The sequence below is a fragment of the Afipia sp. DC4300-2b1 genome, assembly GCF_049895725.1.
Lineage (GTDB): Bacteria > Pseudomonadota > Alphaproteobacteria > Rhizobiales > Xanthobacteraceae > Afipia > Afipia broomeae.
The window spans coordinates 204,006-217,470 of the sequence record NZ_JAFCSX010000003.1 but is presented as its reverse complement, the minus strand read 5'-3'; the positions used below and the strand labels follow the sequence as shown (position 1 = coordinate 217,470).

The following is a 13,465-nucleotide window of genomic DNA, read 5'->3' as shown; positions in this document are numbered from 1 at the left end:
CATGCCGTGGATGATTATGACAAAAGCGCCTTGAATCGCGCGAGAAACTGCTTTTCGGCGCGCCCGGCCGACCATGGCGTCACATAGTCTTTTTCGGTCGCCGCAGGTAGCTTGGGATCGCGGCCGAACAGGCGCCTGGCTTCGGCCTGCGCGAAGCCGGCGAGATGCGTCGCCTCGAGATAGGCCGCGCCCATGTCGGCGGACTTGATCTGCTGCTCGATCTCGGCGGGCAGCACCGCAGGGAGGCCGAAGCGGATGTGGATCGCCGACAGGAGCCGTTTCTCGACGACTTTATACGAGCCTCCGATCACCGCCTTGAACGGCGAAATCATGTCGCCGATCACGTATTCCGGCGCGTCGTGCAGCATCGCCGCGAGGCGAATGCGATGATCGACGCGCGGGGTCTGCTGGCGCAGCACGGCCTCGACCAGCAGCGTGTGCTGTGCGACCGAGAAGATATGCGCGCCGTGGGTCTGTCCGTTCCAGCGCGCCACGCGCGCGAGGCCGTGAGCAATGTCCTCGATCTCGATGTCGAGCGGCGAGGGATCGAGCAGGTCGAGGCGGCGGCCCGACAGCATGCGCTGCCAGGCGCGCGATGCTGGTTTGGAGGGCGATGATTTCTTCGTGGTCATTTTGATTTTACGCGCACGGGCTTCTTCAGCTTGCTGCACGTTTCATGGCAATGGCAGGTCACAAGATGGTCGTTGACCATGCCGGTGGCCTGCATGAAGGCGTAGACGATGGTCGGCCCGACGAACTTGAAGCCGCGCGCCACCAGCTCTTTCGACATTTTGATGGACACGGGCGTGGATGCGGGCACCGAGGCTGTGGTCTTGAAATTGTTGACCTTCGGCTTGCCGTCGACGAAGTCCCATAGGAAGGCCGAGAAGCCGGGACCTTCTTCCATGATCTTCAGATACGCCTTGGCGCTGTTGACCGTGCCTTCGATCTTGGCGCGGTTGCGCACGATCCCGGCTTCGTTCATCAGCGCGGCGACCTTCTTGTCGCTGTAGCGCACGATTTTCGCCGGCTCGAAATCGTCGAAGGCCTTTCGGAAATTGTCGCGCTTGCGCAGGATCGTGATCCACGACAGCCCGGCCTGAAATCCGTCGAGGATCAGTTTCTCGAACAGCGCGCGGTCGTCGTATTCCGGCACGCCCCATTCGGTGTCGTGATAGGCCATGTAGAGCGGGTCTTCACCCGGCCACGGGCAGCGCTCCAGCCCATCGTCATGCAGGCGCGCGCTTCTCATGCGGAGGCCTGCTTCGGTGTGGCCTTCACGTCATCGGGCGAAACCAGACTGATCGGGAGCCCGCCCGCGGTGAGCGGCAATCCGGCCTCAAGTGCATCGGCAACGCGGTCGGTTCGCAGCAGCGCGAGGCCGACGCCGTTCGCCGACGAACCCATGGTGCCGACGGCCTTGTCGCCTGCGGTCACCGGCAACCCGATTTCCGGCACCGAGCCGCCCAACCGCACCCGGACGGTGCGCGTGCGCGCGGTGCCGCGATGCTGCATGCGGGAGACGACCTCCTGGCCGACATAGCAGCCCTTGTCGAAATCGACGCCGTGCAGGCGGTCCATGTTGGTCTCGTGCGGGAAGGCGTCGCCGTAGATGAAGTCCACGCCGCCGCGCGGCGCGCCGCAGGCAATGCGGTGGGCCTCATAGGCCTCGCTGTCGGTCACGTCCGCGCCGATCGCGGCCGCGGTCTCGTCGACCAGATCGTCCGGCACGAAGATACGCCAGCCGAGCTGCGGATCGCGCGGGTCTTCAAACGCAAGATCGGGTGTCGTTGCCGGAGCACCGCCCCAGACCGCCATCACGCCGAGCTGCGAGGACAGGTTGTCGACCGTGACTTTCTTCCGCAGCTTGTAGAATCCGAGTTTGGTGGCGAAGGCCTGCGCGAGCGCCAATGGCACGTCGAACACGAAGCCGCCGCCATGGGCCTCCGGCGCCTCGGTGACGAGAAAATCCACGATGATCTTGCCCTGCGGCGTCAACAGCGCGCCAAACCGGCCCACACCGGGCCGCACCAGTTCCACATTGGTGGTGATCAGCCCGTCGAGGAATGCCCTCGCATCTTCGCCGCTGACTTTGACGACGCCGCGATCCGGCAGAAACGCTGCTTTCATAAGGTTCTCTCGGGATTCTCAAGTTCTGTGGGACAATTCGCCCGCTGGTTGTTACATCGCAACGTAAGGCGCTAAGGTGCGGACAACAAGGCCCGCGCCGCCGTGCGACCACAGCATTGAACGCGTAAAATCCGGCCCCAAAATCAGACGAGTTTCGAGCATTGACCCAGACATTTGATGTGATTCTAAAATCCGGCACCGTGGTCAACCAGGACGGCGAGGGGGTCCGCGACATCGGCATCTCCGCCGGGCGGATCGCGGAAATCGGATCGCTCGGCGCTGCCAGCGCGGGCGAGGTCATCGACTGCAAGGGCCTGCACATCCTGCCCGGCGTCATGGACACGCAGGTGCATTTCCGCGAACCGGGCCTGACCCACAAGGAAGATCTGGAAACCGGATCGCGCGGCGCGGTGCTGGGCGGCGTCACCGCCGTGTTCGAGATGCCGAACACCAATCCGCTGACCGTGACCGAGGAAGCCTTCACCGCCAAGGTGAAGGCCGGGCAGCACCGGATGCATTGCGATTTCGCATTCTTCATCGGCGGCACCCGCGACAACGTCAATCATCTGCCTGATCTCGAGCGCGCGCCGGGTTGCGCCGGCGTCAAGGTCTTCATCGGCTCCTCGACCGGCTCGCTGCTGGTGGAGGACGACGACAGCCTGCGCCGCATCTTCAAGGTGATCCGCCGCCGCGCGGCATTTCACGCCGAGGACGAATACCGCCTCAACGACCGCAAGCATCTGCGCATCGAGGGCGATCCGCGCTCGCATCCGGTGTGGCGCGACGAGGACGCGGCCCTGATCGCGACACAGCGCCTCGTGAACCTCGCGCGCGAGACCGGCAAGCGCATCCATGTGCTGCACATCTCGACCAAGCAGGAAATCGAATATCTGCGCGACCACAAGGACGTCGCCTCCTGCGAGGCGACGCCGCATCATCTGACCCTCGCCGGTCCCGAGGCCTATGAGCGGCTCGGCACCAAGGCGCAGATGAACCCGCCGGTGCGCGACGCCAGCCACCGCGACGGCATCTGGCGCGGCATCGAGCAGGGCATTGTCGATGTGCTCGGCTCCGACCACGCGCCGCATACGCTGGAAGAAAAGGACAAGGTCTATCCGGCCTCGCCGTCGGGCATGACCGGCGTGCAGACGCTGGTGCCGATCATGCTCGATCATGTCAACGCGGGACGGTTGTCGCTTGCGCGCTTTGTCGATCTCACCAGCGCCGGCCCGGCGCGGCTGTTCAACATCGCCTGCAAGGGCCGGATCGCCGCCGGCTACGACGCCGACTTCACCGTCGTTGACATGAAGCGCGAGGAAACCATTACCGACAAGTGGATCGCCTCGCGCGCGGGCTGGACGCCGTATGATGGAGTGAAGGTCAAGGGCTGGCCGGTCGGCACCTTCGTGCGCGGCAAGCGCGTGATGTGGCAGGGCGAGGTCGCGACCCCGTCGACCGGCGAAACGGTGCGGTTTCTCGAGACGCTGAAGGCGTGATCTGAAGAGCGACCGAACAACGCCCCGGCAGCGATGCCGGGGTTTTTGTTGTCGCGAAATCCATCAATCAGGATCGCAAAGGCCTCACGCGACCTCGTCGGTCCAGACCTTGAAGCTGATCAGTTCATTCGGCCCGAATGTCTGCGTGATCGGAACGTCGGAGGCGTCGCGGCCCTGCGCGATCAGCACACGGCCGATGCGCGGCACGTTGTTGCGCGGATCGAACATGTGCCAGTGGCCGCCGATATAGGCCTCGAACCAGCCGGCGAAATCTCCAACCCATGGCTTCGGCGTGCCGATGTCGCTGAGATAGCCGGTGCAGTAGCGCGCCGGAATATTCATGCAGCGGCAGAGCGTGATGGCGAGATGCGCGTAGTCTCGGCACACGCCCTTGCCTTCGTTATAAACCTCGAATGCCGTCATCGTCGCGCGCGCATGCTCGTAGCCGAACGTGATGCGGTGATGAACGAAATCGCAGATCGCCTGAACGCGCGCCCAGCCCGGTGCGGTGTTTTCAAACTGCTTCCACGCGATGTCGGACAGGCGATCCGTCTCGCAGTACCGGCTGCCCAGCAGATAGACCAGCGTGTCCGGCGGCAGATCCTCCACCGCGTGCTGGATCGCCGACGGGACGGCGACATCCGGCACGCCGCTGTCGCGGACCAGTCCGTCGGCGAAAAGGCGAATCCGTCCCGGCGGCGCGACCATGCGGCTGCACCAGTTGCCGAACATGTCGCGATAGGGCGTGATCGGCACCGGCGGGGTCGTGGTGAGAAAATCGGGCGTGATGACATCCGACGCGCGCGTGAAGTGCGTGCCCAGCACCATGATCATCGGCGTGGCCTGCGGAAAATCGTAGATCATCTCGTAGCCGACGCGAATCTTGATTCCAGTCACGTGTTTCCAATCGTGGGTGTGTGTGAAGGTCATCCCGGCATCGATGCCAGGCCTGTTGTTTGACGTGTTAAACCAGTGCGATCACCGGCTCCTGCAAGGACGTGACCGGAATATTGACGTGGCAAACGAGACCGGCCGGATTGAAGATCAGCCGTGCTTCGCCCTGAAGCTGGCCGGGCAGCGCCTGCTCGATGAACCGGCTGCCGAAATTCTTCTGCTTCGGTTCGGTCACCGCCGGCCCGCCGCTTTCCTTCCATTCGAGGGTGAAGCGTTCCGCCTCGGCATCGACCGACCATGTGATCGAGACGCGGCCGTCCGGCACCGACAGCGCGCCGTATTTCAGTGCGTTGGTGCAGAGCTCGTGGATCACCATCGACAGTCCGACGGCTGGTCCCGACGACACGGCGATGTTTTCGCCGGTGATCGTGAACTGCGCCAGCCCCTCGGTCTGGAACGCGAGGATTGCGTTTTCGATCAGCGAGCGGCAGCCCGCGCCGGTCCAGCTCTCGCGAATGAGAAGATCGTGGGAGACGCCGAGCGCCGCCAGACGGCTGGCGATGGTCTTGGCCGCCGCCTCGACGCTGGTGGCTTCGCGCAGGCTTTGCGAGGCGATCGCCGAGGCAATCGCCAGCATGTTCTTCACCCGGTGATGAAGCTCACCGATCAGGACGGTCTGAAGTTTCGCGGCGACAACATGGGCATGAGCTTCGACACCTGCCTGAATGAGCAGTTGCCGAAGCTGGTCGTTTTCGTCCTCGACGTCGCGTAGCGGGGCGAGATGCCGCTCAGTGCTCATGAATTATCCCGTGTTTCGGCGGCGCCTTACGATTTGCGCTTTGCCACAGGCGGCGGGGGCGGATTCAGTTCGGCGATCTTGAGCAAGGCGTCGGCATGGGTGGCATGGGGACCGGTGACGAACGTCCCGCTCATCTTGGTGGTGTACCATCCCGAAACGACGCCAAGACGAAGCGCCTCTTCCGGTTTGACGTGCCGCGACGACAGCTCTTTCGTTGTCATATCAAGCATGCATAGTCCTCCCGTTCCCGCCGAACGTCGCAATGAGTTTCAGGATCAATCGTTCGCGGAAAACAATCGAGGTGGAAAACGTAGTCAGCTTTCGCTGTCGAGCCGCGCGAAATCCTTGAGGACCGAGGCGACCAGATCGCGGTGGTGCGTATCGTGCACACCCAGCGTCGCGTAATAGAGATTCAGAATGTAACGCGCCTTCGCAGCCGCTTCGGGCCACGATGTTGCATCCGTGTCGAGCAACTCCGTCTCGATCTGAAGCTGCCGCTCGCGCAGGACTGCTGCGTGGCTCTCGGCGTCGGCGAGAATGCGCCGCAGTCCCGTCGCTTTCTGCGCTGCCATTCCGCGCCGGGAATCGAGATCGACTGGATCGTCAGACATTTGGCGCCACCGCGTCCCGATGCTGCGCGTCGGCAAGATCGACCGAACCGATGGCGATCATTTCCATCGAGTGATGATGCGGCGGCGCGCCCGGCACCATGATCATGGTGGCGATGCGCCGAAAGCTCGGAAAGGACAGGCCTTCGATCATTTCCTCGTCGGTCACGATCTCGTAAGCGCCAGCCGGAAGCAGGCGTTCAATGCCCTTGATGCGCGCCGGATGTTTGAAGGTGACCGTCTCCCGCCGCGTTCTCGTGATCATGAGAAGCGCTCCGCGGCAACCTGATGGTGTGGCATGAGTTGACTGTGCGCCTTTCCGGCGCGGATAGCTATCGGTTTATTGCCTGCGAACAGAGGCAATTCGCGCCAATTAAGGCGGCAACGCATTTCCGTCGAAGGCCCGGCTGATTGCCCAGCTTTTTCATTTGCAGATGAACGCGTTCATGTTGTCGCGCATCCCTGCAACATTTCGTGATGGGGATACAAATCCCCGCGCTCGGAACCTCACTTATGTTCGGCATGTCCCGCCCCGTCATGAGGGGCGTTTCGCGATCGTCACGATACGCGGGGCGGGATGCGGTGGCGCGGCAGCGTCAGGCCGGAGCGAGGGTCGCGGGGCGCAAGCCCGGATCGCGCGCACGCACCCGCAAGGGCGTGCGCAACATCCGGAGGCGCGTGAGCGATGCAAGCGACGGCAGACGAACCACGCTGTGCGCGCCGGCCCAAGTCGTGTGGTCCCGACGCCCGAAGCTGGCGTCAGTCCGGCAGAGAGCCGCTTCCAACCGGAGGCGGAAACCCTCAGCAGGGATGCGGTGACGTAGCATCGTCCACCGGGGAGAGCACGAAGCAGGCCGGAGCCCCACCGCGTGCGGAACGCCGGATGCAAACGGCGTGACCGTGGCGACTACGCTCGTGTGCTTTTTACCTTTTGCACACGGGGCTGCGGATGCGCTCGCGCATCCGGCGTTCCGCGCGCCCTCATTCAAGGGCGAAGCGATCAGGATTTCGGGCGCCCCCGCGCCGTCATAACAACAGGGGCGATGGCGCGTGGCTGTTTGAAATTTGAATAGGAACAAGGGCGCGAGCCCTTCAACACCACCGATGTCGTCCCCGCGCAGGCGGGGACCCATAGCCACTGGATTTGGGGTGACGAAGAAAGGCGTTGATCTGTTTTCGCGACAGGATCGATAGCGCGGGGGAGTATGGGTCCCCGCCTTCGCGGGGACGTCGTGGAGAGGGTCGCGCGCGATGCGTCTTACTGCTTGAACTCGACCACCGAAAATTCGCCGCTGCGGATGCGGCCGGCGAGACCTTCGACGAACTTCGCCACCGCGTCTTCGCCATAGGTGCTGACGAGTTCAGCGAAGGCGGCGAACAGGCTGGCCTGCGCCAGGCAATCGCCATCGACGCCGTCGTGACGCGCTTCCGCCCAGGCCTCGTTGAGGTAATTCAGCGCCGCCCGCTTCTGGTCCTGATCGGGCGAAAATCCGTGAACGGGCGTCCAATAGGAAGGATGCGACATGAAATCAATTTGCCTGTGGAACGCGTCCGGGCGGACTGCACGTTGAAACTGCACAGAGCATTAGCATGCAGGGCGGAGCCCGCGAGCCGGTTCTTTAGGAAAGGTTAACGGCGCGAATTCAAGTTATCGCGTTATTTCCGGCATTCCCGTTCGGGCCGGCGAAAGCTGTCCACCGGAATTTTCAGTTGGCGTAGCGCGCCGTGAGATCCCGCGAGATTTTCGAGCCTTCGTCGAGGTAGCGGCGGATGGCGACATTCGCGGCCGGCGTGCAGGAGCGGTAGGTTTGCTGGAACCCGTTATAGCCGCGGTTGAAGCTCGCGATCATCCGGCTGCGGCGATCGCCGGACGGGGTCTCGGCATCGACCAGCGCCTGCATTTCGGCGCGCCACTTCTGGCCTTCATTGGTGCCGCAGATTCCGCGCAGGTAATGCAGGGCGCCGAGGATTTCAGCCAGCCGCTGGAGATCGCCGTCGAATGGCGCAGCCGCGTCCTGGGCCCGGACCGGAACCGGACCGGCCAGTGCCGTCACCAGGAAAATCGCGAAAATCCGCTTTAGCATAAGGGCCGCATATGCCCGTTCAACGGGCCGGAAGCAAGGCAGAGACTAAAGGCCCATGATGGCGCAGGCGGAGCGGATCGTCTCGTCCAGTCCCTGGGTCACCCGCAGGCCGTGGACCGCCTCGCGCGGGGACAGCCATTTGGCGTCGTCCAGTTCGTCATTGAGGGCGATCTCGTTGGCGACCCAGCGGGCAGCGAACGGCAGGACGACAAAATGGCCGTGGCCGCCGGTTCGCGGGGGGAGGGCCTCGCGATAGCCGATCAGGGCGACGATCTCGATCCTGAGCCCGGTTTCCTCGCGGACCTCGCGGGCCAGCGCCTCGTGCAGGCTTTCACCGAATTCCACCCGGCCGCCGGGGAAGGTGTAGACGCCCTTGGCCGGCTCGCGGGCGCGGCGGACCAGCAAAATCTTGCCGTCACGGAAAATCCCGGCGCTGACGGCGAGCTGCGGGCCGGTATGGGAAAGGCCGGTCACGGTCAGCGGTTCATGATCTGGTCGATGTCGTCGGCATCGCTGCTGCTGCCGTTGATCATGGAGCCTGCCAGGGTGACGAGCGGTTTGACCCAGCCCGCGGCCTGCTCGGCCAGGATGGTGCGGGTGTCGTCATGCCGGACCCGGCGCATGGCGTCGCCGACCGTGGTCAGGATCGACGTCATGGTTGCGGTGATGTTGTCGAACTCGGCGCGGACGGCGGGATCGCTGGAATCATAGGCGCTGATGGCAAGGTCGCGGGCCTTGAAATTCGAGGCGGCGAAATGCTCGCGATAGCTCATCGGCTGCCAGCCGAGAAAGTCCTCGAAACATTCCGGAATGTCGGGGATCATTTCGAGCAGCATGATCGCTTCGTTGAAATGGTTCAGATAATCTGTAGCGAGCCCGGTGCGGGGATTGATGTTGGCGTCGCGCAGCCGCTGGGCGCGGGCGGCCATGTCATCGGCCAACTGGGCGTCTGAGGGGCCGCACTCGTCGTCAGCGGGGGACATTGCGTGCAGGGCGGAATTCGACATCGTGATGGATGTTTGGGCATCGCAGGTTAAAGGTGGCTGAACAAGTTTTGCTTATGTGTCATTTTCCAGCGCTGAGGCTTTATTTTCGAGTCTTTTTATGTGCGGGCGATACCTGATTACATCATCCCCCGAGGCGCTGCGCCGGCTGTTCGGCTATGGCGAGCAGCCGAATTTTCCGCCCCGGTATAACGTTGCTCCGACCCAGCCGGTGCCGGTGGTGATCCTCGAAAACGGCGTCCGCCAGTTCCGGCTGATGCGCTGGGGTTTTCTGCCGGCCTGGGTCAAGGACCCGCGCAAGTTCGCGCTCGTCATCAATGCGCGCGCCGAAACCGTTTTGGAGAAGCCGTCGTTTCGCAATGCCATCCGGCGGCGGCGGTGCATTCTTCCGGCAGATGGCTATTACGAGTGGAAGACATCACCCACGCGCAAGCGGCCGCATCTTATCCGGCGGCGAGATGGCGCGCCGATCGGTTTTGCCGGCGTGGCCGAAACATGGATGGGACCGAACGGCGAGGAGGTCGACACCGTGGCCATCGTGACGGCTCCCGCTGCCCCGGAGATGGCGGCGCTGCATGACCGGGTTCCGGTGACGATCGAGCCGCGGGACTTCGATCGCTGGCTCGACGGTGGCGAGATCGATCTTGAACCCGCGCTTGAATTGCTGGTCGCGCCGCGGGCGGGGACTTTCGTCTGGCACGAGGTGTCAACCGCAGTGAACCGCGTCGACAATGACAGCGCGGACCTGATCCTGCCGTGCAGCGAAGAGGACATCGCCATCGCCGAGGCTGCGAGCCGCAAGCAACCCAAAGAGCCTCAAAGAAAGATTAAGGTCTCTGCGCCCGAAGAGGACAACGGGCAGGGCTCTTTGTTTTAGAGGCTCGCTGCTCTAGGGCTGCTTCGCGGCTGTCACGTCGGGGAAAATGTTCAGCGCCGCGTATTGCAGCAGCATGATGGTCTTGGCGTCGACAATGCGGCCGTCCGCGATCATCGCGAGCGCCTCGGCGACCGGCAGTTCCAGCGTCTCGATATCTTCGCCTTCGTGGGCAAGGCCGCCGCCGCTTCCGATCTTCATGTCGGGCTGATATTCGGCGATGAAGAAATGGAGTTTTTCGGTGACCGCGCCCGGACTGGTGAAAGCTTCGAAGATTTTCTTGATGGGGCCAAGGCGATAGCCGATCTCTTCTTCCGCTTCGGAGCGGATGCGTGCTTCGGGCTCGGCATCGTCCAGCGAACCGGCCGGCGCTTCGACCAGCAGGCCATCGTATCCGTTGGCATAGGTGGGATAGCGGAACTGTCGGATCAGGATCACGGTGCGCTGCGCACGGTTGTAAGGGAGTATCGTCACGCCGTCGCCGCGATCGAAGGTTTCGCGATGCTGTGTTTGCCATTCGCCGCTGGAGCGCCGCCAGTCGAAGGTTGTCGAACGTAGTTTGTATTTGTTGTCCGAGAGCACGCGGACGTCCTTGATGCGAATGCGGTCGCTCACGCTCATGCAGTTACCTTCAGGACTTGTCGGAAGTTGCTGTCAGGGCGTCATCGGGCGGCCATCGAGCCACTTTGCATAGACGACGCGCTCCTGCTGATCGTAATCAAGCGTCTCGTAAAATGCTTGTACACGGGTGTTGTCTGCACGAACCAGCAGTTGGAGTTTCTCGATGCCACGATCGCGCAACCAGTCTTCTGCCGCCGCCATGATCGCGCGCCCGTATCCCTTGTTGTGGTGATCAGGGTCCACGGCGACATAATAGACCCAGCCGCGATGTCCATCGTGTCCTACCATGACGGTTGCAACGATGGTGTTTCCGTCGCGGCCGACGAGTACCTCCGAATTGGTCTTGCCGCGCGCACGTGCAATGTCCGCCTGCGGTTCGTTCCATGGTCGCGTCAGTTCGCAGCGCTTCCACAGCGCAACGACAGCGGGAATATCGGCGTCGGCGATAGCGCCGATGGCGAGGTTGCTTGTTGTCGTTGCCGATGCGTCGGTCACAGCACCTTGCCCGGGTTGAGAATGTTGAGCGGATCGAGCAGACGCTTGATCGACCGCATGATTTCAAGGGCAACGGGGTCTTTGACATTCGGGAGTTCGTCGCGCTTAAGCACGCCGATGCCGTGTTCGGCCGAAATCGACCCGCCATGCTTTGCGACGACCGCATGTACCACGTCGTTCATGTCGTGCCAGCGCGCGAGATAGTCCGCCATGTCAGCTCCGATCGGCTGGCTGACATTGTAGTGGATGTTGCCGTCGCCAAGATGACCGAATGCAAACGGCCGGGCGCCGGGAATGAGTTTGGTCACGGCGGCGTCGGCCTCGCGCAGAAAATCCGGCACGGCGGCGACGGGGACGGAAATATCGTGCTTGATCGAACCGCCTTCGGGCTTCTGCGCCGGTGAAATGACTTCGCGCAGTTTCCAGAACGCCGCCCGCTGGTCGAGATTGGCGGCGATCACGGCGTCGTTGACGATGCCGTCCTCCATGCCTTTGCCCAGGATCGCCTCGATGGTGTCGCGGGCGTCGTCGCGCGGCGAGGAGATTTCCATCAGCACGTACCAGGGGTGACGGCCGGACAGCGGCGCGCGGATCGATGGGCCATGCTTAACCGTGAAATCGATAGCGATCTGCGGGATCAGTTCGAAGCTGGTCAGGCTTCCGGCGGCGATGTTGCGCGACATGTCGAGCAATGTGAGCGCATCCTCAGGGGAAGCGATGGCGGCGAAGGCCGTCTCGACGGAGCGCGGCTTCGGAAACATCTTCAGCGTCGCGGCGGTAATGATGCCGAGCGTGCCTTCCGCGCCGATGAAGAGATCGCGAAGGTCGTAGCCGGTGTTGTCCTTCTTCAGGCTCGACAGACCATGCATGATGCGGCCATCGGCGAGCACGACTTCAAGCCCGAGCACGAGATCGCGCGCAACCCCGTAAGCAAGCGCGGCGATGCCGCCGGCATTGGTGGAGAGATTGCCGCCGATGGTGCAGCTTCCTTCCGCGCCGAGCGACAGCGGAAACAGCCGGTCGGCATCGGTGGCGCGCTGCTGCGCATTGGCGAGGATCACACCGGCTTCGACAGTCATGGCGTTGGATTGCGTATCGACGGCACGGATCTTGTCGAGACGCCGTGTCGAGATCACCACTTCGCCGTTGTGCGGCGTCTGGCCGCCGACGAGGCCCGTATTGCCGCCCTGCGGCACCATCGCGGTTCTCGTCTCGGTGGCGAGCTTGCAGATCGCGGAGACTTCCGCGGTCGAGCCCGGACGAAGTACCAGTGGTGAGTGGCCCTGAAACAGGCCTCGTTCTTCGGTAAGATAGGGGGCGGCGTCGTGCGGATCGGTCACCGCATACTTCTCGCCAACGATCGCGGCAAAGCGCGCCAGCAACTCGGGCGACAGAACGGTGGGCGGTGGCTGCACGATATTCATGTCGTTATCAAAGTCCTGATCTGTCAGCTTCTTGGAACGGCGGCGCGTTGCAGGCGATCGTTGATGGCTTCGCCGAGACCCTCATTGGGCACTGCCATGACCGCGATGGCACGGGACCCGCGCGCATCGAGTTCGCGAAGATAACCGAAAAGGTTCGCGGCGGCCTCCACCAGATCGCCGGCTTCCGACAAATTCATGACGCTGGCCCGTTCGGAGCCGGGAATCATGCGCGGCCCGAATGCCAGCAGTGCTTCTCCAGCTTCCAGCCGGTGCGCATTGAGCCGCACGGGGGTGTGCGGCGCGTAGTGCGAAGCCAGCATGCCCGGCGCCAGCGGAAGCGCCTCGGCTGAATTATGGTCCTCCGGCACGCGCGCGAGCTTTTCGCCCAGGACGCGTTCGATGTCCTCACGGGGAAGCCCGCCGGGCCGTAGCAGCAGGGGCGTCTCGAAGCAGCCGACGATGGTGGATTCGACGCCGACCGAGACAGGCCCTCCGTCGACGATGAGATCGATGCGGCCGGAAAGATCGCCGAAGACATGCTCCGCCGTGGTCGGCGAGACGTGTCCGGAGATATTGGCAGACGGCGCAACGATGGGCTTGCCGAAAGCCCGCAAAATCTCATGAGCGACCGGATGAGCGGGGACCCGAACCGCAACCGTCTCAAGCCCGGCGGTGGCGAGATCGGACACCGGACATCCGGGAGCTTTCGGCAGCACCAGTGTCAGGGGTCCCGGCCAGAAGGCTTCCGCGAGACGCAAACTCCTGTCATCGAAGCGTGCAATGCGCTTGGCGGCCTGCAAATCACCGACATGGGCGATGAGAGGATTGAACGAGGGGCGTCCCTTCGCCTCGTAAAGCCGGGCGACGGCGCGGGCGTTGGTCGCGTCCGCGCCCAGTCCGTAGACTGTCTCGGTCGGAAACGCGACAAGTCCGCCGCCCTCAAGGCAGCGCGCAGCGGTGTCCGCTGCGCCGGAAGCGGGAAGAATTGCCGTTTTCAAACCAAGTTTCATCGCATGAGCCGCGCCATCGTGGCGTT

General features: G+C 63.3%; 18 protein-coding genes. 2 read left to right on the top strand and 16 right to left on the bottom strand.

Annotated elements, in window-relative coordinates:
• Positions 1–14: 14 nt before the first annotated feature.
• The 3 genes from ACP7AL_RS13465 to ACP7AL_RS13455 are packed head-to-tail and all read right to left on the bottom strand — an operon-like array spanning position 15 to position 2,130.
• Positions 15–632, bottom strand: coding sequence for a YfbR-like 5'-deoxynucleotidase (locus tag ACP7AL_RS13465; RefSeq protein WP_425992031.1), 618 nt, complete (start codon positions 630–632; stop codon positions 15–17).
• Positions 629–1,252, bottom strand: a complete 624-nt coding sequence (locus tag ACP7AL_RS13460; protein WP_425992029.1) for a DNA-3-methyladenine glycosylase I — start codon at positions 1,250–1,252, stop codon at positions 629–631. Before ACP7AL_RS13460 ends, ACP7AL_RS13465 begins: the two co-directional genes overlap by 4 nt.
• Entirely contained in the window at positions 1,249–2,130 is an 882-nt protein-coding gene (locus ACP7AL_RS13455) for a YgfZ/GcvT domain-containing protein (RefSeq protein ID WP_024919361.1), read from the bottom strand. The genes ACP7AL_RS13460 and ACP7AL_RS13455 overlap by 4 nt, the downstream gene beginning before the upstream one ends.
• Positions 2,131–2,291: 161 nt before the next feature.
• Between ACP7AL_RS13455 and ACP7AL_RS13450 the strand changes: the two genes are divergently transcribed.
• Positions 2,292–3,626: a dihydroorotase gene (locus ACP7AL_RS13450; protein ID WP_425992027.1), complete on the top strand. Its 1,335-nt coding sequence runs from the start codon at positions 2,292–2,294 to the stop codon at positions 3,624–3,626.
• An 84-nt stretch (positions 3,627–3,710) separates the two neighbouring features.
• On the opposite strand, the gene ACP7AL_RS13445 is transcribed toward ACP7AL_RS13450, so the two are convergent.
• The 9 genes from ACP7AL_RS13445 to ACP7AL_RS13405 all read right to left on the bottom strand — a co-directional run bounded on the left by ACP7AL_RS13445 (position 3,711) and on the right by ACP7AL_RS13405 (position 8,994).
• Positions 3,711–4,514, bottom strand: coding sequence for a transglutaminase-like domain-containing protein (locus ACP7AL_RS13445; protein WP_425992948.1), 804 nt, complete (start codon positions 4,512–4,514; stop codon positions 3,711–3,713).
• Positions 4,515–4,590: 76 nt separating this feature from the next.
• Positions 4,591–5,319, bottom strand: coding sequence for a sensor histidine kinase (locus tag ACP7AL_RS13440; protein WP_425992025.1), 729 nt, complete (start codon positions 5,317–5,319; stop codon positions 4,591–4,593).
• 26 nt (positions 5,320–5,345) lie between these two features.
• On the bottom strand, positions 5,346–5,549 hold the full coding sequence (locus ACP7AL_RS13435) for a hypothetical protein (protein ID WP_024919357.1): 204 nt from the start codon (positions 5,547–5,549) through the stop codon (positions 5,346–5,348).
• An 84-nt stretch (positions 5,550–5,633) separates the two neighbouring features.
• Positions 5,634–5,930: a hypothetical protein gene (locus ACP7AL_RS13430; RefSeq protein ID WP_024576077.1), complete on the bottom strand. Its 297-nt coding sequence runs from the start codon at positions 5,928–5,930 to the stop codon at positions 5,634–5,636.
• Positions 5,923–6,192 (bottom strand): hypothetical protein, encoded by a 270-nt coding sequence (locus ACP7AL_RS13425; protein WP_425992022.1) that lies wholly within the window; start codon positions 6,190–6,192, stop codon positions 5,923–5,925. The genes ACP7AL_RS13430 and ACP7AL_RS13425 overlap by 8 nt, the downstream gene beginning before the upstream one ends.
• Before the next feature lie 993 nt (positions 6,193–7,185).
• Complete coding sequence (locus ACP7AL_RS13420; protein ID WP_006019063.1) at positions 7,186–7,452, bottom strand: hypothetical protein; 267 nt, start codon at positions 7,450–7,452, stop codon at positions 7,186–7,188.
• Positions 7,453–7,633: 181 nt separating this feature from the next.
• Positions 7,634–8,011, bottom strand: a complete 378-nt coding sequence (locus ACP7AL_RS13415) for a TIGR02301 family protein (protein WP_006019064.1) — start codon at positions 8,009–8,011, stop codon at positions 7,634–7,636.
• Between the two features lie 45 nt (positions 8,012–8,056).
• Complete coding sequence (locus tag ACP7AL_RS13410) at positions 8,057–8,485, bottom strand: NUDIX hydrolase (RefSeq protein WP_425992019.1); 429 nt, start codon at positions 8,483–8,485, stop codon at positions 8,057–8,059.
• Positions 8,486–8,487: 2 nt separating this feature from the next.
• The gene (locus tag ACP7AL_RS13405) at positions 8,488–8,994 is read right to left on the bottom strand and encodes a hypothetical protein (RefSeq protein WP_024921902.1); all 507 of its coding nucleotides are present in this window, start codon (positions 8,992–8,994) and stop codon (positions 8,488–8,490) included.
• Positions 8,995–9,115: 121 nt separating this feature from the next.
• Here ACP7AL_RS13405 and ACP7AL_RS13400 point away from each other — a divergent pair, with 121 nt between their 5' ends.
• Positions 9,116–9,892: an SOS response-associated peptidase gene (locus ACP7AL_RS13400; protein ID WP_425992017.1), complete on the top strand. Its 777-nt coding sequence runs from the start codon at positions 9,116–9,118 to the stop codon at positions 9,890–9,892.
• Between the two features lie 12 nt (positions 9,893–9,904).
• Here the strand turns inward: ACP7AL_RS13400 and ACP7AL_RS13395 are convergent, their stop codons facing one another.
• Genes ACP7AL_RS13395 through ACP7AL_RS13380 form a run of 4 tightly spaced genes read right to left on the bottom strand, consistent with a single transcriptional unit; the run spans position 9,905 to position 13,439 of the window.
• On the bottom strand, positions 9,905–10,510 hold the full coding sequence (locus tag ACP7AL_RS13395; RefSeq protein ID WP_425992015.1) for an NUDIX domain-containing protein: 606 nt from the start codon (positions 10,508–10,510) through the stop codon (positions 9,905–9,907).
• Between the two features lie 33 nt (positions 10,511–10,543).
• On the bottom strand, positions 10,544–11,005 hold the full coding sequence (locus ACP7AL_RS13390; RefSeq protein WP_425992013.1) for a GNAT family acetyltransferase: 462 nt from the start codon (positions 11,003–11,005) through the stop codon (positions 10,544–10,546).
• Positions 11,002–12,429 carry an FAD-binding oxidoreductase gene (locus tag ACP7AL_RS13385; protein ID WP_425992011.1) on the bottom strand — a complete coding sequence of 476 codons (1,428 nt, stop codon included), beginning with the start codon at positions 12,427–12,429 and terminating at the stop codon, positions 11,002–11,004. Before ACP7AL_RS13385 ends, ACP7AL_RS13390 begins: the two co-directional genes overlap by 4 nt.
• Before the next feature lie 23 nt (positions 12,430–12,452).
• Positions 12,453–13,439 carry an L-threonylcarbamoyladenylate synthase gene (locus tag ACP7AL_RS13380; protein ID WP_425992009.1) on the bottom strand — a complete coding sequence of 329 codons (987 nt, stop codon included), beginning with the start codon at positions 13,437–13,439 and terminating at the stop codon, positions 12,453–12,455.
• Between the last annotated feature and the right edge of the window lie 26 nt (positions 13,440–13,465).